At 69.9% G+C, this 20966-nt stretch carries 21 protein-coding genes; 9 read left to right on the top strand and 12 right to left on the bottom strand.

Annotated elements, in window-relative coordinates; all coding sequences use genetic code 11:
* Positions 1–2: 2 nt before the first annotated feature.
* The 5 genes from asnB to VF106_RS30475 all read right to left on the bottom strand — a co-directional run bounded on the left by asnB (position 3) and on the right by VF106_RS30475 (position 7703).
* On the bottom strand, positions 3–1895 hold the full coding sequence (gene asnB, locus VF106_RS30495; protein WP_330843320.1) for an asparagine synthase (glutamine-hydrolyzing): 1893 nt from the start codon (positions 1893–1895) through the stop codon (positions 3–5).
* A 3-nt stretch (positions 1896–1898) separates the two neighbouring features.
* Positions 1899–3416, bottom strand: coding sequence for a Wzz/FepE/Etk N-terminal domain-containing protein (locus VF106_RS30490; RefSeq protein WP_330843319.1), 1518 nt, complete (start codon positions 3414–3416; stop codon positions 1899–1901).
* 355 nt (positions 3417–3771) lie between these two features.
* A complete protein-coding gene (locus VF106_RS30485) occupies positions 3772–5097 on the bottom strand; it encodes a YveK family protein (RefSeq protein ID WP_330843318.1) in 1326 nt (441 codons plus the stop codon).
* A gap of 121 nt (positions 5098–5218) precedes the next feature.
* Positions 5219–6406: a glycosyltransferase family 4 protein gene (locus VF106_RS30480; RefSeq protein ID WP_330843317.1), complete on the bottom strand. Its 1188-nt coding sequence runs from the start codon at positions 6404–6406 to the stop codon at positions 5219–5221.
* Complete coding sequence (locus VF106_RS30475; RefSeq protein ID WP_330843316.1) at positions 6387–7703, bottom strand: nucleotide sugar dehydrogenase; 1317 nt, start codon at positions 7701–7703, stop codon at positions 6387–6389. The genes VF106_RS30480 and VF106_RS30475 overlap by 20 nt, the downstream gene beginning before the upstream one ends.
* 196 nt (positions 7704–7899) lie before the next feature.
* On the opposite strand from VF106_RS30475, the gene VF106_RS30470 reads away from it, so the two are divergent.
* Positions 7900–9204 (top strand): UDP-glucose dehydrogenase family protein, encoded by a 1305-nt coding sequence (locus tag VF106_RS30470; RefSeq protein WP_330843315.1) that lies wholly within the window; start codon positions 7900–7902, stop codon positions 9202–9204.
* A 487-nt stretch (positions 9205–9691) separates the two neighbouring features.
* Here VF106_RS30470 and VF106_RS30465 read toward each other — a convergent pair whose 3' ends face one another.
* The gene (locus VF106_RS30465) at positions 9692–10231 is read right to left on the bottom strand and encodes a Clp protease N-terminal domain-containing protein (protein ID WP_330843314.1); all 540 of its coding nucleotides are present in this window, start codon (positions 10229–10231) and stop codon (positions 9692–9694) included.
* 1 nt (position 10232) lies between these two features.
* A complete protein-coding gene (locus VF106_RS30460) occupies positions 10233–10442 on the bottom strand; it encodes a helix-turn-helix domain-containing protein (RefSeq protein ID WP_330843313.1) in 210 nt (69 codons plus the stop codon).
* Positions 10443–10504: 62 nt separating this feature from the next.
* Here VF106_RS30460 and VF106_RS30455 point away from each other — a divergent pair, with 62 nt between their 5' ends.
* Positions 10505–11143 carry a hypothetical protein gene (locus VF106_RS30455; protein ID WP_330843312.1) on the top strand — a complete coding sequence of 213 codons (639 nt, stop codon included), beginning with the start codon at positions 10505–10507 and terminating at the stop codon, positions 11141–11143.
* On the opposite strand, the gene VF106_RS30450 is transcribed toward VF106_RS30455, so the two are convergent.
* Complete coding sequence (locus tag VF106_RS30450; protein WP_330843427.1) at positions 11140–11475, bottom strand: DUF5655 domain-containing protein; 336 nt, start codon at positions 11473–11475, stop codon at positions 11140–11142. The genes VF106_RS30455 and VF106_RS30450 overlap by 4 nt on opposite strands.
* A 74-nt stretch (positions 11476–11549) precedes the next feature.
* Positions 11550–12173: a membrane protein YczE gene (gene yczE, locus VF106_RS30445; protein WP_330843311.1), complete on the bottom strand. Its 624-nt coding sequence runs from the start codon at positions 12171–12173 to the stop codon at positions 11550–11552.
* 61 nt (positions 12174–12234) lie between these two features.
* Between yczE and yczR the strand changes: the two genes are divergently transcribed.
* Positions 12235–13647, top strand: coding sequence for a MocR-like transcription factor YczR (gene yczR, locus VF106_RS30440; RefSeq protein ID WP_414639100.1), 1413 nt, complete (start codon positions 12235–12237; stop codon positions 13645–13647).
* A gap of 372 nt (positions 13648–14019) precedes the next feature.
* Here the strand turns inward: yczR and VF106_RS30435 are convergent, their stop codons facing one another.
* The gene (locus VF106_RS30435) at positions 14020–14763 is read right to left on the bottom strand and encodes a hypothetical protein (RefSeq protein ID WP_330843309.1); all 744 of its coding nucleotides are present in this window, start codon (positions 14761–14763) and stop codon (positions 14020–14022) included.
* 228 nt (positions 14764–14991) lie between these two features.
* Here VF106_RS30435 and VF106_RS30430 point away from each other — a divergent pair, with 228 nt between their 5' ends.
* Both VF106_RS30430 and VF106_RS30425 read left to right on the top strand, forming a co-directional pair.
* The gene (locus VF106_RS30430) at positions 14992–15552 is read left to right on the top strand and encodes an RNA polymerase sigma factor (protein WP_330843308.1); all 561 of its coding nucleotides are present in this window, start codon (positions 14992–14994) and stop codon (positions 15550–15552) included.
* Complete coding sequence (locus VF106_RS30425) at positions 15549–15725, top strand: hypothetical protein (RefSeq protein WP_330843307.1); 177 nt, start codon at positions 15549–15551, stop codon at positions 15723–15725. The genes VF106_RS30430 and VF106_RS30425 overlap by 4 nt, the downstream gene beginning before the upstream one ends.
* A gap of 421 nt (positions 15726–16146) precedes the next feature.
* On the opposite strand, the gene VF106_RS30420 is transcribed toward VF106_RS30425, so the two are convergent.
* Positions 16147–17310, bottom strand: a complete 1164-nt coding sequence (locus tag VF106_RS30420) for a pyridoxal phosphate-dependent aminotransferase (RefSeq protein WP_330843306.1) — start codon at positions 17308–17310, stop codon at positions 16147–16149.
* A 29-nt stretch (positions 17311–17339) separates the two neighbouring features.
* Between VF106_RS30420 and VF106_RS30415 the strand changes: the two genes are divergently transcribed.
* Positions 17340–18620: a DUF445 domain-containing protein gene (locus VF106_RS30415; RefSeq protein WP_414639099.1), complete on the top strand. Its 1281-nt coding sequence runs from the start codon at positions 17340–17342 to the stop codon at positions 18618–18620.
* Here the strand turns inward: VF106_RS30415 and VF106_RS30410 are convergent.
* Positions 18585–19112 (bottom strand): CGNR zinc finger domain-containing protein, encoded by a 528-nt coding sequence (locus VF106_RS30410; protein ID WP_414639098.1) that lies wholly within the window; start codon positions 19110–19112, stop codon positions 18585–18587. The genes VF106_RS30415 and VF106_RS30410 overlap by 36 nt on opposite strands.
* A gap of 39 nt (positions 19113–19151) precedes the next feature.
* Here VF106_RS30410 and VF106_RS30405 point away from each other — a divergent pair, with 39 nt between their 5' ends.
* The 3 genes from VF106_RS30405 to VF106_RS30395 all read left to right on the top strand — a co-directional run bounded on the left by VF106_RS30405 (position 19152) and on the right by VF106_RS30395 (position 20936).
* A complete protein-coding gene (locus VF106_RS30405; protein ID WP_330843304.1) occupies positions 19152–19511 on the top strand; it encodes a VOC family protein in 360 nt (119 codons plus the stop codon).
* Positions 19512–19582: 71 nt separating this feature from the next.
* Positions 19583–20110, top strand: a complete 528-nt coding sequence (locus tag VF106_RS30400; RefSeq protein ID WP_330843303.1) for a PadR family transcriptional regulator — start codon at positions 19583–19585, stop codon at positions 20108–20110.
* 148 nt (positions 20111–20258) lie between these two features.
* Positions 20259–20936: an ABC transporter ATP-binding protein gene (locus VF106_RS30395; protein ID WP_330843302.1), complete on the top strand. Its 678-nt coding sequence runs from the start codon at positions 20259–20261 to the stop codon at positions 20934–20936.
* Positions 20937–20966: the final 30 nt, after the last annotated feature.

Raw genomic sequence — 20966 nt, 5'->3', positions numbered from 1 at the left:
TTCTACTTGTCGGTGGCCGCGCGGTACCAGTGTTCAAGCGTCAACACGTGCCAGAGGTGCTTCGATCGGTCCTGCTGCCCGGTCGCGTCCTCGTCGACGAGCTGCTGCAGGGCCTCCCGCCGCAGGAACCCGTTGCGCACCAGGAGACCGTCGTTGACCACCTCGCGGACCAGCGGAGCCAGGTCGCGGCTCATCCATGCCCGCAGCGGCGCGGAGAACAGACCCTTCGGCCGGTACACGATCTCGCTCGGCAGGATCGAATCGGCCGCCTTCTTCAGCGCGACCTTTCCCTGTCGGCGCGCGATCTTCGCGGCACCGGGGAGCGCGAACGCCGCCTTCACGACCTCGACGTCCACGAACGGCACCCGCACCTCGGTGGACGCGGCCATGCTCGACCGGTCCGTGTAGGTGAGGTTCAGCCCGGGCAGGAACAGGCGGGCGTCCGCCAGGCACATCCGGTTCACGAAGTCCGACAGCGAGTTGTCGTGATACGTGTCGGCGTGCTCGGTCAGCACGTCGTCCACCGTCGCGCCGAGGTCGGGGCTCAGCAGGTCACGCAGCTCCGTCCGGTCGTACATCGTGTAACTACGCCGGAAAGCGGTTTCCTCCGGCAGTTCCGCGAACGACAGGAACCTCTTGGCGAATCGCACCGAACGGTAGCCGCGTTTCGCCGTCGCGACGGGTAGTCGGTCCACAACGGACTTGACGGGACGCCGAACCGCCGACGGCACCTGTTGGTACCGCAGGGCGAGAGTGTTCGCGAGATGCTTGCGGTAGCCCGCGAACAGCTCGTCGGCGCCCATCCCGGACAACATCACCTTCACACCGGCCTCACGAGCGGCCGTGCAGATCAGGAACGTGTTGATCGCCGCCGGATCACCGATCGGCTCGTCCAGGTGGTAGGTCATCTTCGGCAGCAGGTCGAGCACCTGCGGCGCGATCTCGATCTCGTGCAGGTCCACACCGAACTTCTCGGCCACGATCCGCGCGTACTTCAGATCGTCCGGCATGGCCTCGAACTTGGCGTCCTCAGCACGGAAACCAATGGTGTACGCGGAGATCCCGGGACTGTGCCGGGCCGCGAGCGCGGTCAGGTAGCTGGAGTCGAGCCCACCGGACAGGAACGTCGCGACCGGCACGTCGGACAGCAGGTGCGCCTTCGTGGACTCCTCGACGACCGCCGCCAGGTCGACGTGCCCGACGTGCTGTGCCTCGGCGGCGACGTCCCGCAGCGACCAGTAGGTGCCCCGCGCGACCTCGCCGTTCGGCTTGATCGAAAGCCAGCTGCCCGGCGGCAGCTTCTCCGCTTCCCGGTACGCGCAGCGGCTGTCCGGCACCCAGTAGTACAGCAGCGACGCGACCAGCGCGGCGTCGTCGACGGTCAGGTCACCCAGCTCGGTCGCGAGGGCCTTCAGCTCGGACGCGAACACGAGCCCGGCGCCGCGGCGCACGTAGAACAGCGGCTTGATGCCGAGCTGGTCACGGGCCACCGTCAGCTCACCGGTCCGCTCGTCGAACACGGCGAACGCGAACATGCCCCGCAGCCGTGGCAGGCAGTCGACACCCCAGCGCCGCCACGCCCGCAACAACACCTCGGTGTCGGACGTGCCGCGGAAGCGGACGCCCTCGGCCTCGAGCACCCGCCGCAGCTCCGGCGCGTTGTACAGCTCACCGTTGTAGGTCAACGCGAGACCGTCGGCGACCATGGGCTGCGCGCCGGTCTCGGTCAGGTCGATGATCGACAGCCGGCGATGCCCGAGGTGCACCTCGCCATCGCCGGCGGCGTGGCTGTACCGGCCCGACCCGTCCGGCCCGCGGTGCGCGAGGATCTTGGTGAGCCGGTCGGTCACCGGCCCGCCGTCGGGCCACAGGTAGGCACCTGCGATGCCGCACATGTCTCAGCCTTCCTTCTTGCCAGAACGGACCGGGGAGAACCGTTTGGTGGGGAGGTCGTGCACGTTCGTGCTCATGTCGTTGAGGGTGTTCTTGTGCTTGGCGCGACCGCGCAGCGCGGTGTGCAGGCCGTCCCAGAGGGTGCCGTCGGACTTGTCGCGTGGGTCGGGGTCGGCGAGCACGACACCGACGACGGGGATGCCGGCGTCGGCGAGCTGGCTGGCCACGGTGTGCAGCCACGTCGTGTTCACGTGCCCGGCCTTCACCACCAGCAGCGTCTCGCCGCCGAGGTGCGGCAGGTCGGTCCACGCGGCGCCGGGCGCGACCGACCCGACGCCGATGCGTGCCTCGCCGGACCGTGCAGGGCTCGTGTCGTCGGCCCCGATGACCCGCACCCCGTCCGGTACCGCCTTGAACCGCTCCGCGTCCTCCGCCACCAACACCACGGCCCGGTCGCCGGCGAGTTCGGTGGCCACATCTGTGGCGAGGGTCCTGGCAAGCGGCGCCGCACCGAGCTCCAGCACCGACACGGGCCCGGACCCGTCCCGCACGAGCCGGACGAGCGTCGCCGCGACCCGCTTGCGTTCCCGCTCCGCCTTCTTGCTCGGCAGGAACCGGCGCCGCCGCACCTCCGCGATGACCGACGCACCGAGATGCTCGGCGATGTCCTTGCGCAGCACGGGTTTGTCCCGCACGACACCGGTGACCGCGGCGAGCGTGACGCCCAGGACAAGACCCAGCACGAAGCCGATGCCGGCGTTGGTGGCCCCGGTGAACGTGAGCGAGACCTTCACGGCCCGCGGCGCGTCCACGATCTGCGTGCCGGCCTCGACACGGGGCGCACCGATCCCGGCCTCCTGCGCCTGCTGGGTCAGCTGGGTGATCTGGTTGGTCAGCTCGGCGCGACGGGCGTAGAGCGTGTCGAGGGTGGCCGCGTTCGACGGCGGCGCCTCGTCCTCGTTCTCCTGCGCGGCAGCGGCCTCGGCGCCGGAGATCTCCACGTTGACCTGGTCCAGCTCAGCCTGCACCTGACCACGCTGGTCGATGAACGCCTTTGCCTCGGCGGCGGCCGCGGACTTGATCCGTCCAATGTGGTCGGCGATGAACACCTCGGCGAGCGCCTTGGCCCGACGCGCCGCCTCGGCCCCGGTCGGCCCCTCGACGCTCAACTCGAGAATGTTGTTGGTGAGCCCGACGACCTCGTACTGCTTGAGGAACTCCTCCGGCTGCTCCTGTTGCGCCAACCCGAGCTTGTCGAGCGCCTGGGCGGCGATCCGGGTCGTCGTCATGAGCGCCACGTCGGTGCGGATGAGCATGCCCCCGTCGGACGGCCCGTCCTGCTCGTGCACGACCAGGATCCGCGTCACCGCTGTGGGCGCGGGCGGCATGAGCACGGTGAGCGCACCCCCGCCGAGCAACCCGAGCATGGCGAACGCAAGCCACACCCGCCGCCCACGCCGAATCGCGACCCAAAGCCGAGCGAAGTCGAGAAGATGCTGCGGCGCATCAGGTTTCCCGGTCACCGTCCACCGCCCAGCACCATCGCCGACCAACCCCGAGCGATTGGTCCATTCGTGCCCCCAACCCACCGAGTTCTGTCGGCCCCGACAAGTAGCGTGGAAACCGGGGGGCCCCCGGGCGCATGAATGGTCCTTTCGCTCGGGTTGGTGGAACTGGCTCCCTTGACAGGCGGGCCAAGTGCGGCGGGGCCGTCAATGCCTTCCGAAACCTCCGGGCCTTTCAGTGCACGAAGGGTCCTTTCGCTCGGGTTCGTGGGAGCGGGTCTGTGGACAACCAGCCCAAGAGCGGCAGAATTGTCAGTGCCCGCCGGTAGTGTGGAAAACGGGGGGCCCCCCGCGGGCCGCGTGAATGGGACATTCATCGCGCACCTGCCAGCGCGGGCTCCGGACGTGCTTCGTCGGGCACCGGTTGGGTTCTGTGTGTGACGACCGCGCCGAGCAGTTCCTGACCGGCGTCCGCGCAGGCCTCCGCGATGCCGACTAGTTCCCAGCCCGTGCGTGTGCTGGTGGTGATCACGACCAGCACGCCAGGGGCCGGGTCGTCCGGCACGGCGGGGCGGGCCGCGTCGACCGGCCACACCGTCAGCCGCAGGCCGTCGGCCAGTTCGTCCAGGCGGGCGGCGGCTCGGGCGGCGGCCTCGTCGTCGCCGGCGATCAACACCGGGACCCGGCCCCGCCCCGGCGGCAGGTGCTCGCGCAGCCGGGACAGCACCCGTCGGTACCGGATGTCCAGCGCGGCGTCGTCCGGTGCGGTCGGCAGTTCCGCCAGGTGCCACGGCCGGTCGCCGAGCAGGAACTCCCGGACCCGCTGCTTGAGACCCTTCGGCGCGTCCACGTCCGGCACCTCCGGCACGTCGACCCCACCGAGCACACTGGTGCCGAGCGCCGCGACGATCCCCGCCTCGTCCCGCAGCCGCTGGTCCGTGCGGGCCGAAAGAAGATGCCCGAACAGGCCGAGCAGGAAGAACAGCGCCGCGCCACCCGCGACGAAGTGCGTCATCGACGGCGCCGCCGGGCCGACCGGACGTTCCGCCGGGCCCATCACGACCAGTTTCGCCTGGCCGGTCGCCGTGTCCAGCTCGTCCAGCTTCGCCACCGCCTGGGCCAGCGCCGTCCGCAGCTGCTCCAGCTCGGTCCGCACGCCCACGCTGTCGATCGTCTGCCCCTGCCCTGCCGAGTTGTGCAGTTCGGAGATCCGCTGGTTGGTCTCGATGATCTGCTGCCGCAACGTCTGCTGCTGCTCCTGCGACACCTGCGCGGACGCGTCCGATGTGGACGCCAGCAGCTGTGTCGAGAACGTCACGTACTCCTGCGCCACCCGGTCCGCGAGCTGCTGCGCGTGCTCCGGGGTGTCGGCCATCGCCGTGACCGCGATGATGTTGCCGTCGGCCACGGCGGCGGTCACCTGGTCGGCCAGGTCCGCGCCGGACACCCCCCACTTCAACGCGCCGGCGGCCCGGTCCAGCACGACCGAGCTCTGCGCCACCTGCGCCTCGGTTATCAGCTCGTCGGGGTCGCGCGGGCCCTGCAACAGCACACTCGTGGACGTCTGGTAGCCGGGGGAGAACACCATCGACGCGCCCGCCCCGACCAACGCACCCAACGCTGCGATCACGATGAGTAACCGCCATCTCAGGCGCAGCACACGCCAGATGATGGTCAGTCGTGCCGTGTCGTCATTCACCGCGTCGGGCCCCCTTTCGAGGTACTTCGGCACCTGAGCGGGGCCGGCGCCTCACGAGTCCCGTCGCGGCGAACCGCGATTTGGTTACACCCCGACGGTTACTCTTGGTCAAACTTGCCGCTTATGCGCGGATCGCCGCCTCGTAGGCCGCGAGCAGCGCCTTCTGTGAGTTCCCCCAGGCAAGCGGTCCCTCCACGCGCTCCTTGCCGATCTTGCCCATCCGTTCGCGTTCCGACGGGTCGTCGAGCAGCCGGCTCGTCAGCCTCGCGAACTCCACCTCGTCGTTCGCGGGCGCGTACACGGCGGCCTCACCTGCCGACACCCGCGCCTCCCGCAGCTCGAACGACACCATCGGCCGGCTCATGGCCATGTACTCCATGACCTTGTTCATGGTCGACACGTCGTTCAGCGGGTTGTAGGGGTCCGGTGACAGACAGACGTCCGCAGTGGACAGATAACGCACCAGGTCCTCGTCCGGGATACGGCCGGTGAACTCGACCACATCGGACAGTCCGAGCGAGTGGGACAGCGCCACCATGTCGTCGAACGTGTCGCCAGCGCCGACGAACACCGCGTGCCAGTCCTGGCGCTGGTCATGCAGCAGGGCGAGCGAGCGCAACGCGTAGTCGACGCCGTCCTGCGGACCCATCACGCCGAGGTAGCACAGCAGGTGCGGCTTGCCCTTCTTCAGTGCGGGCTCGGCAGGCACCTGCCGGAACCGCTCGACGGCCGGCGCGCTGCGGACCACGAACACCTTGTCCGCCGGCATGTTCCCGCGCGTGAGCGCCGCGTCCCGGTAGCTCTCGTTGGTCGCGATCACCACGTCCGCGGCCCGGTAGGTGGCCCGCTCCAGCCGGCACACCATCCGGTACAGGAAGTCCTCGCCACGACCGGCGAACCGCGACAAGTACAGCTCCGGGCAGAGATCGTGCTGGTCGAAGACGAACTTCGCGCCCTGCCGCTTGAGCCGCTTCGCGACCAGGTACAGCAGGTCCGGCGGGTTGCACGCGTGGACCACGTCGACCTTGCCGATCTTGCGGGCCAGCCGGAGCGTGTGCCACAGCGCGGCGCCGTACTCCTTGACGTAGCCGCGGGGCCCGCCGGTCGCCGCGACCAACGGGTATCGATGGATCGTCACCCCGTCCAGCTCGACGTACGGCTCCCTGTCCCGTTTCGTCCCCTGTGGACAGATGACGTGCACGTCCCAGCCAGCGTCGCGCAGCGTCGTGGACTCCTGCCACACGCGGCGGTCGAACGGCACGGACAGGTTCTCGACGAGGATCAGCGCTCTACCAGGCAAGGCCCACATACCCCTTGTCGTTTCGGCGAACTTCCGCATCGGGCAGGCGAACGAGGTCGATCAGCGTCCGGTCGTCGCCGGGCGGGATGGCGGCCAGCACGTCCGGGTCGGCGGAGGCGACCAGGCACACCTCCGCGTGCGCCAGCACCTCGTCGATCGAGCCGGCCAGCAGCGAACCGAGGTGCGGAAGGCGCTGCTCGATGTACTCGCGGTTCGCGCCGAGCAGCCGAGACATGCTCACGTTCGCGTCGTAGATCTTGAGGTCGTAGCCCTTGCCGAGCAGCCGCTCGGCCAGCTCGACCATCGGGCTCTCCCGCAGGTCGTCGGTGCCCGGCTTGAACGACAGCCCGAACAGCCCGACCTTGCGCTTACCCGTCCGCACCACCAGGTCGAACGCCCGCTTCAGGTGTTCCTCGTTGGACGGCAGCACGTGCGCGAGGATCGGCACACTCACGTCGGCGCGGTGCGCCGCGTGCACCAGCCCGCGCAGGTCCTTCGGCAGGCACGAACCGCCGAACGCGAACCCAGGCTTGAGGTAGGCGGGGCTGATGTTGAGCTTGCGGTCGGCGAGGAACACGTCCATCACGCGGTGTGAGTCAAGACCCAGCGCTCCGCAGATGGCGCCCAGCTCGTTCGCGAAGCCGATCTTCAAGGCGTGGAAGGAGTTGTCCGCGTACTTGGTGATCTCCGCGACCGGGATCGGCACCCGGAACACGCCCCCTGGCAGCCCGTCGTACAGAGACGCGACCGCGTCCCCGCTGGCCTCGTCCAGCTCACCGATCACGGTCTTGGGCGGGTCGAAGAAGTCACGGACGCTCGTGCCCTCACGCAGGAACTCCGGGTTCACCGCGACGCCGAAGTCCACGCCCGCGGTGCGGCCGGACGCCTTCTCCAGGATCGGCACCAGCAGGTTCAGGCACGTGCCGGGCAGCATGGTGCTGCGGAAGACGACCGTGTGACGCGTCTCTCGCCGCGCGAGGGCCTCGCCGATCTCCTCAGCCACCCGCTCCAGGAAGGCGGTGGAAAGGCTGCCGTTCGGTGCGGACGGGGTGCCGACGCAGACGAGTGAGATGTCGGAGTTGGCCACCGCGAACGCGACGTCCGTGGTCGCGCGGAGCTTCCCGGAGGCCACGACCTCGGCGGTCAGCTCACCGATCCGCTCCTCGACGACCGGCGCGTTCCCACCCATGATCAGATCGACCTTGGTGGGGTTGACGTCGACGCCGATGACGTCGTTGCCGCGGGATGCCAGGCACGCGGCGGAGACACAGCCCACGTAGCCGAGACCGAAGACGCTGATCCTCATCGCCGCACCAGCCCTCGGGCAGCACAAAACAAGCGTGCCATCACCACGCCTCTCTCTATCTGCTGGGAATGCAGACCCCGCGGGCCCCGAAACCGCACCGTTGTCCAGTCACTGAGTCGGCCGTCGGGGGTCCGCCGTTACGACGCATGTAGGTTCAGTTGCGGACGTGTCGTATGCCAGGAGGGGAGTCCGAACCGTGTTCGTACGACGGATCGCGGTAGTGGGAACCGGTTATGTCGGGCTCACCACAGGTGCTTGCCTTGCTTCGCTCGGTCACCACGTGGTGTGCGCTGACGTGGACGCCGACAAGGTGAAGCGCCTGGCAGGCGGCGAGGTGGACATCCTCGAACCGGGCCTCGCCAACCTGGTGCAGGGCGGGCTCGCGGCCGGCCGGCTGTCGTTCGTGCTCGGCGCGGCCGCGGCCGTCGAGGGCTGCGAGGTCGTGTTCCTGTGCGTCCCGACGCCGATGGGTGTGGGCGGCGTCGCCGACCTCTCCGTCGTCGAGTCGGTACTGGAGGAGATCGCGCAGCTGCTGCCCGCCGGGTCGGTCGTGGTCAACAAGTCGACCGTGCCGGTCGGCACCGCGCAGCGCACCGCCGAACTGCTGGAGCGCGACGACGTCGCCGTGGTGAGCAACCCCGAGTTCCTGCGCGAGGGCTCGGCCGTCCACGACTTCCTCAACCCCGACCGGATCGTCGTCGGCTGCGACAAGCAGGACGCCGCGGAGAAGGTGGCCGCGCTGTACGCGCGCCTCGGCGCCCCGACCGTGCTCACCGACGCGGCGTCGGCAGAGCTGGTCAAGTACGCCGCCAACTGCTTCCTCGCGATGAAGCTGTCCTACGTCAACGCGGTGGCCGAACTGTGCGACCGCCTCGGCGCGGATATTTCGGACGTCACCGAGGGCATGGGCTACGACAAGCGCATCGGCCAGGCGTTCCTGCAGCCCGGCCCCGGCTGGGGCGGTTCGTGCCTGCCGAAGGACACCTCGGCGATGCTGCAGCTCGCGGACGCGGCGGACTTCGAGTTCCGGCTCATCCGCGCCACCATCGACACGAACAACCGTCAGCGGCAACGGATGGTCGAGAAGGTCCGCCTGGCGGTCACCGGCAAGCGCGGCGGCTCGCTGTCGAAGGTCCGGCTGGGCGTCCTGGGCCTGACGTTCAAGGCGGGCACGGACGACCTGCGCGACTCCCCGGCCCTCGCGGTGGCGGCACTGCTCCGCCAGGCCGGCGCCAAGCTGACGGCCTACGACCCGGCAATCCGCTCCGGCGACGTCCGCTCGGACCTCGACGGCATCACAATCGTCGACGACCCGTACGGCGCCGCCGAGGGCGTTGAGGCCCTGGTCGTACTGACCGAGTGGCCCGAGTTCCGCGGCCTCGACTGGGCCAAGCTCGCGGGCGTGGTGGCCAACCCGGTCGTCGTGGACACCCGCAACCTGCTCGACCCGGACGTCCTCCGCCGCGCGGGCTTCGCATGGAACGGCCTCGGCCGCCGCTAGGCGGTTCCCGGCTGGACTGGTGCCATACCCACCCGGCCCCTCGTGGGCCGGGTTTCGTGTCTGTGGGTTCGACTGGGCGAAGCTCGCGGGCGTGGTGGCCAACCCGGTCGTCGTGGACACCCGCAACCTGCTCGACCCGGACCGAACCCGAGCGAAAGGTCCGTTCGCGCAACTCTCAGCCCGATTTCGTCGGTGCCCCGAAGTAGCGTGGAAACCGGGGGGCCCCCGGGCGCACGAATGGTCCTTTCGCGCGGGTGGTGCCAGCCAGCTGCCAACGCGATGAAGGACGCCCAGCGTGAGGAAGGCTCCCTTCCGCGCACCGCCGAGTTCGTAACGCGTGCAGCAAGGACGCTCGGGACTTCGCTGCTGTCGTGAGCGACGCGCTGGGGACGTTCAACGACACGAGCGCGTCTTTCGGGACAACGCTGATGGACGCCGGAGGCAGAGCGCCTAACCGCAGAATCATGAACGCGATCTTGCTGCGCGGTCAGCTGGCCTTTGCCAGTTGGGCTCGGACGTCCAGGTAGCTCAACCCGTGTGCGGCGAGTAGCTGGCCGGCCACGCCCTCGTGTTCGGCGAGCGCGAGGAGTAGGTGCTCGTTGCTCAGTTCCTTGTGCCGCAGCGATCGTGCCTGGCTGAGTGCGCCGCGGATGATGTCCTTCGCGGTGGGGGCGAACGGGGGCCGGTGGTGGCGGCGTGGTCGGGCCACGCCGACCAGGGCCTTCTCGCCGAGGGACTGTTCGACGCGGGCGACGACCTCGTCCAGGTCTATGCCCAGTTCCCGCAGCAGTGTCGCGGCCTCGGCGTCGGACAGGCCTGCCTTTCGCTCCGCGGTGCGGAAGGCGGCGTCGACCTTCGCTGAGGTCACCCCGGCCTGCCGCAGTAGTTCGGCCGACGTCGTTTCCGGCTGGTTGATCAGTGCGAGCAACAGGTGCTCGTCGGTCACCTCCGCCGCGGCGCGGTTCTGCGCGTCGCGGGCCGCCTCGAGTACGGCGAGGCGGGCGGCACGCGCGAACTGGTTGAACATGTCACGCCCTCCCGTGCTTCTTGTGTACCGCCTGGCGGGAGACCCCCAGTTCGGCGGCGATTTCCTGCCAGGACCAGCCCTTGGTCCTGGCGTTGCGCACCTGGACGGCTTCGAGCCGTTCGAGGAGCTTGCGTAGCGCCGCGACCGCCTGGAGGCCGACCCGTGGATCCCGGTCCCCAGCAGCGGCGGCGAGCTGGGTCGCTTCTGTCATGCTGTCAACATAGGTTGACGCGAGCCGGGTTGTCAACCTGAGTTGACGTTATGATCATGCCCGTGACCCCGCGCATCGAGGTGGCCGAGCGTCCAGGTGTCGGCTCGGACGGTGTCGTCCGGCCGAGCGAGGACGTGGTGGTCGTACTGCCCCATGCGGTGGTGCTGCTGGACGGCGCCACCGCCCCGGATCCGGCGCTGCCCACCGGCATCTGGTACGCGTCGCGGCTGGCCGGCGAGCTGGCGGGCCGCCTGGCCGGCTATCCGGACACCGACCTCGAGGACCTCGTCGCGGCGTCGATCAAGACGGTGGCCCGCGACCGCGAGCTGACCCCCGGCAGGTCGCCGTCCAGCACGGTGGCCGTGTTGCGCTGGAACGAGACCACGATCGAGGGTCTGGTGCTGGGCAACAGCCCGATCGTGGTGTTCATCGACGACGGGGTGACCGCGCTGACCGGCCACGACTCGGACGGCCTGGCCGAAGCCGACCCCGACGTGGCCTACAGCGCCGCACACACGACCTGGCCCCGCGCGCACGTGACGACGGCCCTGATGGCCAGCGACGGCGTCACGCTCGAGGCCGTGCCGGACTGGTACGCGATCCGCGAGCTGGCCGTCCACTCCGGACCGGAGGCGGTGCTGAACCAGATCCCGTCCGAGGACGGCGACGACCAGGCCCTCGTGGTCGCACACTTCGCCTAGTCGGGCGACGACAGGTACGCCTCGGTCAGCCACGCCCGCACCTCGTCGTCCACATCGGACGGCTCACGCAGCTTCGTCTCGTGGTACGTGCGGTTCGTGGACACCGTCACCCGCCGGCTGATCCGGTTGTCGGCCACCACCATCGGCACGATGAACGACAGCACCACCCATCGCGTCTTCGGGCGCAGTTGCGCGAACGTGCGGGACCGCTTGAAGAACACGCCGACCTGCACCGGCTCCACCAACACCGGCCCCAGCGACTCGACGTGCTCCCGCACCACCTCGAAGATCGGCCGCTCGAAGTCCGGGCCGGTGGCGAAGTACTCCTCCACCGTCAACGCGGGCGCGCACTCGTGTGGCTGGTTCCGGCGTCCGAAACCGCGACCGCACGAGGGGCACGTCCATCTCACTCCTTCATTCTCCACGCCACCAGCGGCAGGAAGGCCTGAGTGACCGGCCCGATCGCCAGCGCGTACACGACCGTCCCCACGCCGGCCGTGCCACCCAGCAGCCAACCCGTCGCCAGCACGGTCAGCTCGATCCCCGTCCGTACCAGCCGGATCGACAGGCCGGTCCTCGCGGTGAACCCCGTCATCAGCCCGTCCCTCGGCCCCGGACCAAGCCGCACCCCGATGTAGGCGGCGGTCGCCAGCCCGTTCAGGACAACGCCCGCCACCAGGAACCCGATCCGCACAGCGAGCGCGGACGCCGGCGCGAGCACCGCCAGCGTCACGTCCACCGCCACCGCGATCACCAGGATGTTCGCCACCGTGCCGATGCCCGGGCGCTGCCGCAGCGGGATCCAGCCCAGCAGCACCACCACGCCCGTAATAGCCGTGATCGTGCCGAACGTCAGGCCCGTCCGCTCCGACAACGCCTCGTGCAGCACGTCCCACGGGTCCAGGCCCAGACCCGACCGGATCAGCAACGCCATGCTCACGCCGTAGAGCCACAGCCCGCCCAGCAACTGGGGGAGCCGGCGAACCGGTGAGGTCGTGACGGGAACCGGACGCAGGTCGAGAGAAGCCATGTGGCCATGCTTGACAATTCATTGGTCCCATATCAAGGGCCAATCTGCAAGAATTGGTCTTGTGAACGCGAGACGTGTCGCACAACTCCTCGGCAACTGGCGCCGTCACGGCTCCCGGCACGGTGCCGCCGACCTCGCCGCGGGGCTCCGGCTCCTCATCCTCGACGGCCGCATTCCGGTCGGCGACGCCCTCCCGCCGGAACGCGAGCTGGCCGCCGCCCTCGACGTGAGCCGCACGATGATCGGCGCGGCCTGGGAACGTCTCCGGGCCGACGGGCTCGTGGTCAGCCGCCGCGGCGCCGGCTCGTGGGCCGCCCTTCCTGTCGGGCGTGGCATCGGTGACCACCCACAGACCGCGGACCTGATCGACCTCGCCCGTGCCGTGCCGCCCGCGATCAGCGGCATCTCCGCGGCGGCCGAGGCCGTGCTGCCGCGCCTCGCCGCCGAGCTGTCCTCACACGGCTACTACGAGCAGGGCCATCCTGAGCTGCGCGAACGCGTCGCCCACCGGTACACCGAGCGTGGCCTGCCGACCACGCCGGACCAGATCCTCATCACCAGCGGCGCCCACCTCGCCCTGACCATGGTGCTGCGCCTGTTCGTCGGGCCGGGCGACCGCGTGCTCGTCGAGCAGCCGACGTACCCGAACGCGATCGAGGCCGTGCGCGGCGCCCACGGTGTGCCGGTGCCCGTCGCCATGACCGACGACGGATGGGACCTGGACGGCATCGAAGCCACCCTGCGCCAGGTGGCGCCCCGGCTCGCGTACCTCATCGTCGACTTCCAGAACCCGACCGGCCACCGCCTCGACGCCGCCGGCCGGGAACGGCTCGCCGCCGCGTTCCGCCGGGCCCGCACGCCGGTCGTGATCGACGAGACGCACGTCGAGCTGGACTTCACGGACTCGCCGCCGCTGCCGTTCAGCGCGTTCGGCGGCGATCTCGTGCTCGCCACCGGCTCCGGCGACAAGTCGCACTGGGGTGGTCTGCGGACCGGCTGGATCCGGGCGTCGGCGGACCTCATCTCGCGGCTCACCGCCGTCCGTCGCGGCCTGGACCTCGGCACCCCGGTGTTCGAGCAGCTCGTGCTCGCGGAACTGCTCGCCGTTTCACCCGACCCGCTGCTCGAACGTCGTGCGCTGTTCGCCGCGCATCGCGACGCGCTCGTCACGGAGGTCCGCGCGCAGCTCCCGGACTGGCGGTTCGCCGTGCCCGACGGGGGGTTGAGCCTGTGGTGCGAGCTGCCGGCGCCGGTCAGCACACGGATCGCGGCGATCGCCCAGAACTCCGGCGTTCGGGTGGTGCCCGGTTCGTTCTTTACCCCACATGGGGGAATGGAGCGCTGGCTTCGCGTGCCTTACACCCAACCGGTTGACGTGCTGCGCGAAGCAACGCGCCGATTGGCGGCTGCCGCCGCCTCAGTGGCTGAAAGTGGTGCCCCGATCGCGGAGAACGGGCTTATTCCGGTCACATGACTGGACTGAAGACGGTATACAGGGTAGAAAGCAGTGCGCTGGATGGCCTAGCGACGTTTCGGCCGATCGGCCGGGCCAGGCCACCCAGCGCACGTGCGCCTCTGACCGCCCGGTTAGGGGCCGGCCGGCACAGCCCCTCGTTGTGCCGACCGAGCCGAGCTGTCAGAGGGGGAGCCCCGGCGCCGCGGGGGCATCGCGGCGCCGGGGCCAGGTCCCGACCTGACCGGGCGCGGTCGGCAGGTCGGGTAGCTGTTGAGATGTTCGGGGACGCCGGGGTTGGCGCTTTTGGTCCAAGGGGTTCGACCGGTCAGGTCACGCGTGCGCTGTGTCGAGGCTCTCGAGGACAGACGTGTCCATCGCGGTGGGCGCCGTTCAGTCGGGCGAGGAGGACGGTAAGCCGGCTTCGCGACCGGCCGCGTCCACCGCCAGACTGCGCGTTGTGTACCCGGCGCCGGCCGGGTGAAGGACGTCCTGCGCCGGCAGCACGCCGTGGGCGCCGCGGACGCCGCCGAAGCTGTCATGCGTCGTCGACGCGAACGTGACCGTGCCAGCCGGTGCCGTGGGCGCCTTCGCGGGTTGGCGCTGGTGACCGCCGCCCTGCGCGGCGTGTTCCTCGGCGTCGGGTCCGGGGTCCTGGACCACCGGCATGGCGGGCAGGGCTGGCGCGGCGACGGGGACGACCGGCACGACGACGACCGGCGGCACCGCGCGAGCTGGCGCGACCGCCGGCGTGGACGGCACGAAGATCATTTCGGCCGGTGGCGCGTCGGCGGGCGCTGTGGCCACCTCGCCGATCGGGGCGGCGACCGGAAGCGTCTCCGGTGTCTCGGCAACGGGGGCCGGCGGCGTCACGCTCGGTGACACGGAGTCGGCCGGCTCGCCGGTCAGCGAGTCGGTGATCTCGGCGGCCGCGTCGGTCATGCCGCCGAGCGTGTCGGTGAGGCCGCCGAGGAGATTCCTGAGCAGTCCGTCGGACTGTCCACTGTGCACCGGCACGTCGTCGACGGGCAGTTCGTCGGCACTGGCCGTCGAGGCGGCGAAGGCACTGAGCAGCCACCCGGCCACGGCGACGGCGGCGACGAGCAGCACGCGGCGCAGCAGGCGCGAAAGCTCCACCGCGACCACCACCGTCCGTCAACGCAGTGAGAGTCGGCATGCGGGTCGCACGCCGACAATGCACGTGCACACTATCTGGCACGGCCCCGACAATGGCACCCCAACACTGCCGATTCCACCCGGAAAGACGGCAAAAGCGCACCGTATCGGCCGTATGGGCCAATGTTGATCACTTCAGGTCACGCTGTCGGTAGTCCTACTCAATTCGGGCGCGCGTGGGGTCCGGACGTGCCCGCGCTCCGTCACAACTCCATGCTGCTGCCCGAGTTGATCGCCCGCGCCGGCGCAGGCGACGAGGACGCCTGGCACGAACTCGTGCGCCGGCACGCGGCCATCGTCTGGTCGGTGACCAGAGCGCACCGCCTCCGCGGCGCCGACGCGGCCGACGCGTCCCAGAACACGTGGGCGGCGCTCGCCGAACACCTCCCGAAGCTCCGCAAACCCGACCGCCTGCCGGCCTGGCTGGCGACGACCGCCCGCCGCGAGTGCCTCCGTATCCTGCTGCAGGGCCGCCGCGAGGTGCCGCTGGACGACCTGGAGGTGCCCGGCGCGGACCAGGAACCACCCGTGTTCCGCACGCTCCGTGATCGGCTGCTGTGGCAGGCGTTCGGCTCGCTGCCGGAACGGTGCCGCCAACTGCTCGGCCTGCTGGCACACGCGCCGGAGCTGACGTACGTGCAGGTCAGCAGGGCCCTCGGGCTCAAAGTGAGCAGCATCGGCCGCACGAGGGGCCGATGCCTGGACCAGCTGCGCCATCGGCTGCTCGCCCTCGGCGGCGGTCCCGAATGAGGTACACGGCCGCTGACCTGCGACTTCTCGCCGCACTGGCCAGCCTGCTCCGCCGCGTGGACCCGGTCCCACCAGAGGTCCTGGCAGACGCACAGGCCGCGGGCCTACGCCTCACGCGCCGCGAACCACGCCTGTCGACCCACCGCCTGGACGTGGCCTGGCTGCTCCCCTGACCGCTGTCGAAGTCTCGAGGGTGTCCTTGAGGACGCTGAACGTCTCAAAGGTGCCTTCAGGCACCCTGCCTGGCCGAGGGCGGTGCGGTGAAGAGAGCCTTCCTCACCGTGGGCGTTATGAAGGACGCATCCTTCCTCGCACGGTCACCGGGTCGAACCGTCCGCGAAGCGGGCTCTGCCCGCCGCCAGCCCGCACAACCACACGGGGATCAACGCCCCGACATCGCTTGAGCGGTTTCATGATCAACGCCAACACAGATGGTTGCATAGGCATCCCCCACCCATACCCGGGGGGCCACCCCGAGGCCATCGTACCAAGCGGCACCGACAAAACCCCTGGTCGCGGGGACCTGTGGACAACTTTCGGTGGCGAGTCCGCGCGAATGGGACACTCGTGTGCGAACCGCCGCCGTGATGGCCGCTACGTGGCCAGTTTGTGTAGGCGTTCGATGGCTTCGTCCAGGACCTCGTCCTTCTTGCAGAACGCGAACCGGACGATGTGGCGCCAGCGGTCCGGGTTGTCGGTGAACACCTGCACCGGCACCGCGGCCACGCCGATCCGTTCGGGGAGCTGCCAGCACAGTTCGGCGCCGTCGGTGAAGCCGAGTGGGCGCACGTCCGCGCACACGAAGTACGTGCCCGCGCTGGGTCGCACCTCGAACCCCGCCTCGGCCAGTCCGGCGGACAGCCGGTCCCGCTTCACCTCGAGTGATGACCGCAGGTTGGACACCCATGCCGACTCGTTGGCCAGCGCGTACGCCACGGCGGGCTGGAACGGTGCCCCGCCAACGAAGGTCAGGAACTGTTTCGCCGCCCGCACGGCCGCGACCAGCGGCGCCGGTGCGCACACCCACCCGATCTTCCAGCCGGTGCAGTTGAACGTCTTCCCCGCGCTCGAGATCGTCACGGTTCGCGCGGCCATGCCCGGGAACGTGCACAGCGGCACGTGCGGCGTGCCGTCGTAGGTCAGGGCCTCGTAGACCTCGTCGGTAATCGCGATCAGGTCGTGTTCGACGCACAGCGAGGCGATGCCCGCCAGTTCCTCCCGCGTGAACACCGTTCCGGTCGGGTTGTGCGGTGAGTTCAGCAGGATCGCACGCGTGCGTGGTGTGATCGCCGCCCGCGCCGCGTCAAGGTCCACCGAGAAGCGTGGCCCGTCCACCAGCGACACCACCCGCCGCGTGGCGCCCGCGAGTGCGACCGACGCCGCGTACGAGTCGTAGTACGGCTCGAACAGGATCACCTCGTCACCCGCGTCGACCAGTGCCAGCAGCGCGGCCGCGATGGCCTCCGTCGCGCCAACGGTCACCAGGACCTCGGTGTTCGGGTCGAACTCGACGCCGTAGGCGGCGCGCTGAGCGGCGATGGCCTCCCGCAGCTCCTGTCGGCCGGGGCCTGGCGGGTACTGGTTGACCCCGTCCGCGATGGCCCGGCGCGCCTCCTCCAGCATGCCGGCCGGCCCGTCCGTGTCCGGGAAGCCCTGCCCGAGGTTCACCGCCCCGGTCCTGGTCGCGAGCGCGGTCATCTCCGCGAAGATCGTCGAGGTGAACGGGGTCAGGCGGGGCACGAGAGGAGGACGGCGCACGGTCAGCCAGTCTCACGGACAATGGTGTCGTGCGGCAACTGACCGAGAGCAAAGCCATGGGCGCCCCCCTGCCGGGGGAGGCGGAGAAGCGGCAGGCCCTGCGCAGGATGAAGCTGGTCGCGCTGGCCTTCCTGCTGGGCGCTGCCCTGGTCTTCGTCGTCATGTCGTTATGGCCCGGCGAGCCGGCCTGGACCGGCTACGTCCGGGCCGCGGCGGAGGCCGGCATGGTCGGCGCGCTCGCCGACTGGTTCGCCGTCACCGCGTTGTTCCGGCACCCGCTCGGCATCCCGATCCCCCACACCGCGATCATCCCGTCCCGCAAGGACGCCCTGGGTGACAGCCTCGGCGAGTTCGTCGGCGTCAACTTCCTGTCCGAGCAGGTCGTCCGGGAGCGGCTCCGCCGGGTCGGGGTCTCGGCGCGGCTGGGCGGCTGGCTGTCCGAGCCCGACAACGCCGAACGCGTGACCGCGGAACTGGCGACCGTCGTGCGCGGCGTGGTCGCGGTGCTCCGGGACGAGGACGTCCAGGAGGTCATGGAGCAGGCCGTGGTCAAGCGGGTGGTGGCCGTGCCGTGGGGCCCGCCGCTGGGCAAGCTGCTGGCGGGCGTGTTCGAGGACGGCACACACCACAAGCTCGTCGACCTCATGTGCGACCGCGCCTACGAGTACGTGAAGGACAACCACGCGACGGTGCTCCGCGTGGTGTCCGACCGCGCGCCGACCTGGTCGCCGAAGTTCGTCGACTCGATGGTCGCCGACAAGGTGTACGGCGAGGTGCTGTCGTTCGCGTGGCTGGTCAAGACCGACCCCAACCACCCGATGCGCCTCGCGATCGACAAGTTCCTCGCCGAGTTCGCGTCGGACCTGCAGACCGACCCGGCCACGATGGAACGTGCCGAGGTCGTGAAACAGCAGGTCCTCGAACACCCCGAGGTCCAGCACGTGATCGGCTCGGCGTGGACGACGGCCAAGCGGCTGCTGCTCGACGCCGCCGAGGACCCGTCCAGTGAGCTGCGGAAACGTGTCCGCGAGGGGCTGATCTCCCTGGGGCGGCGGCTCGTCACCGACGACACGATGAGGGAGAAGGCCGACAGCTGGGTCGAGGGCGCGGCCGCGTACGTCGTCATCAACTACCGCGACGAGATCACCACGCTGATCACCGACACCGTGCAGCGCTGGAACGCGGAGGAGACGTCCCGCAAGATCGAGCTCCAGGTCGGCAGGGACCTGCAGTTCATCCGGATCAACGGCACGGTCGTCGGCGCGCTCGCCGGCCTACTGATCTACACGGTCGCGCACCTGTTCCTCTGAGCGGCGCCGCCAGGCCCGTGCCTTCTCCCGGTTGCCGCACAGCTGCATGGAGCACCAGGTGCGGGAGTGGTTGCGGGAACGGTCGTAGAAGGCCCAGCGGCAGTCGTGCGCCCCGCAGATCTTCACGCGGTCCCACTCACCCCGGACGCTGAGCCGGGCCGCCGCCGCGAGGACCGCACCGGTCACGTCGGCCGCGACCAGCCGAGGCGGGCCGCCGGCCGGCAGTTCGACGGTCACGGACACCGAAGCGGAGGTGGCGGCCACCGGATCGCCGACCGCCGCGCGCAACGCCTCGCGGACCGCGCGCACGTCGTCGGCTCCCTCGGACAGTTCGTGCTCGGCCAGCCACTTCTGCCAGGCGGCGGGATCGTCCAGGACGTCGGTGTGCGCGTCGTGGTCCACGGTGTTCAGGAAGTCGATCACCAGGTCCACGTCACTCACACAACCACTGTAGCCGCGACGGGGGTTGCGGCGGGCTGTCGTAACCTGCATAGTCTGTTTGCTGGTTATCGCGATGAAGGAGGTAGCACCGTGTCCGCCGTGCCCCGCTTCGGTTCCGTCGTGCTGGACTGTCCCGATCCCGCTGCTCTCGCCGGCTTCTACGCACGGCTCCTCGACTGGTCGGCGGCCGAGGTCGACGACGACAACAGGTGGGCGACGCTCAACGGGCCGGGGGTGAAGGTCGAGTTCCAGCGTGCCGACGACTACCTGCCGCCGACGTGGCCCAAGCCCGAGCGTCAACAGATGTTCCACCTGGACCTGGTCGTCGACGACCTGCCCGCCGGACACGACCGGGCGCTCGAGTTGGGCGCGCGCCACCTGGACACGCAGCGGACGTTCCGCGTCTACGCCGATCCGGCAGGTCACCCGTTCTGCCTCTGCGCCTGCTAAGTAACCGCAGGTGAAAGGCTATACATGGGGTGTATACGCGGTAGCTATACACTCCATGTATAGTCGCGATCATGTCAATCGGGCACACCCTGCTGGGGCTGCTTGAGCGTGGGCCGAGGCATGGCTACGACCTCAAGCGGGAGTACGACGACCACTTCGGTCACGACCGGCCACTGCACTATGGCCAGGTCTACGCGACCCTGTCCCGCCTACTGAAGAACGGCCTCATCTCCGAGACCGGCGTCGAACAGGGCGGTGGGCCGGACCGCAAGCGCTACACGGTCACCGCCGAGGGCGTCACGGACGTCGAGAAGTGGCTCAGCACGCCGGAGAAGCCGGAGCTGTACCTGCAGAACACGCTCTACACCAAGGTGGTCATCGCGCTGATGTCGGAGCGCGACGCCGAGGACGTGCTCGACGCCCAGCGCCACGCGCATCTGCGTGCCATGCGTGAGCTCACGGCACGCAAGGCCGACGGCGATCTCGCCGACCAGCTGATCTGCGACCACGCGCTGTTCCACCTGGAAGCCGACCTTCGTTGGCTGGAGCTGACCGCTGCCCGCCTCAACCAGCTGCGCACGAAGGTGGTGTCCTCATGAGCGGAGCTTGCGGAGCGAATCATCGATATTCAGGAAGCCACGGAGCCCGCGGAGGGCGCCGGAGGAGCAGAGCCTGCGGAGCCGTGAGCGGAGCTTGCGGAGCGAACCATCAAGCGCTGCGGCGCCACGCAGCGGGCGAGGGGGCGTCATGAGTGGACCGCTGATCGTCGCGACCGGTCTCGTCAAGTCGTTCGGTCCCACCAAGGCGCTGGACGGCGCGAGCATGTCCGTCCAGGCAGGCGAGGTCGTGGCCGTGATGGGGTCCTCCGGCTCCGGCAAGTCGACGCTGCTGCACTGCCTGGCCGGCATCATCACCCCCGACTCGGGCACGGTGGTCTACGACGGCCGCGAGCTGTCCGCCATGCCGGACGGCCCACGCAGCGCGTTGCGCCGCACCGACTTCGGCTTCGTCTTCCAGTTCGGCCAGCTCGTCCCGGAGCTGACGTGCCTGGAGAACGTCGCGCTGCCGCTACGGCTGGACGGGACCCGCAGGAAGGTGGCGGAGGCGAAGGCCCGTGAGTGGCTGGACCGCCTGGAGGTCGCCGACGTCGCCACCAAACGGCCCGGCGAGGCGTCCGGCGGGCAGGGCCAGCGGGTCGCGGTCGCCCGCGCGCTGGTCACCGGCCCGAAGGTGATCTTCGCCGACGAGCCGACCGGCGCGCTGGACTCGCTGAACGGCGAACACGTCATGCGCCTGCTCACCGGCGCCGCGAAGGACACCGGCGCCGCGGTGATCCTCGTGACGCACGAGCCAAGGGTGGCCGCGTACTCCAACCGCGAGGTCGTCGTGCGGGACGGGCACACCAAGCAGGTGGAGTTCGCGTGAGCGGAGCTTGCGGAGCGAACCATCAGGTAC

Source organism: Actinophytocola sp. (assembly GCF_036378875.1).
In the GTDB taxonomy this organism is placed as follows: domain Bacteria; phylum Actinomycetota; class Actinomycetes; order Mycobacteriales; family Pseudonocardiaceae; genus Actinophytocola.
The sequence above is the reverse complement of the archived record's forward strand: the minus strand, read 5'-3'. Positions and strand labels throughout refer to the sequence as shown.

What these genes read in the sequence shown, in the direction of transcription:
- yczE (WP_330843311.1), bottom strand. Translation starts at nt 12,173, where the DNA reads ATGGCTTCTCTCGACCTGCGTCCGGTTCCCGTCACGACCTCACCGGTT.
- VF106_RS30410 (WP_414639098.1), bottom strand. Translation starts at nt 19,112, where the DNA reads ATGCAGGTTACGACAGCCCGCCGCAACCCCCGTCGCGGCTACAGTGGT.
- VF106_RS30425 (WP_330843307.1), top strand. Translation starts at nt 15,549, where the DNA reads ATGAGGTACACGGCCGCTGACCTGCGACTTCTCGCCGCACTGGCCAGC.
- asnB (WP_330843320.1), bottom strand. Translation starts at nt 1,895, where the DNA reads ATGTGCGGCATCGCAGGTGCCTACCTGTGGCCCGACGGCGGGCCGGTG.
- VF106_RS30400 (WP_330843303.1), top strand. Translation starts at nt 19,583, where the DNA reads ATGTCAATCGGGCACACCCTGCTGGGGCTGCTTGAGCGTGGGCCGAGG.
- VF106_RS30480 (WP_330843317.1), bottom strand. Translation starts at nt 6,406, where the DNA reads ATGTGGGCCTTGCCTGGTAGAGCGCTGATCCTCGTCGAGAACCTGTCC.
- VF106_RS30395 (WP_330843302.1), top strand. Translation starts at nt 20,259, where the DNA reads ATGAGTGGACCGCTGATCGTCGCGACCGGTCTCGTCAAGTCGTTCGGT.
- VF106_RS30460 (WP_330843313.1), bottom strand. Translation starts at nt 10,442, where the DNA reads ATGACAGAAGCGACCCAGCTCGCCGCCGCTGCTGGGGACCGGGATCCA.
- VF106_RS30475 (WP_330843316.1), bottom strand. Translation starts at nt 7,703, where the DNA reads ATGAGGATCAGCGTCTTCGGTCTCGGCTACGTGGGCTGTGTCTCCGCC.
- VF106_RS30465 (WP_330843314.1), bottom strand. Translation starts at nt 10,231, where the DNA reads ATGTTCAACCAGTTCGCGCGTGCCGCCCGCCTCGCCGTACTCGAGGCG.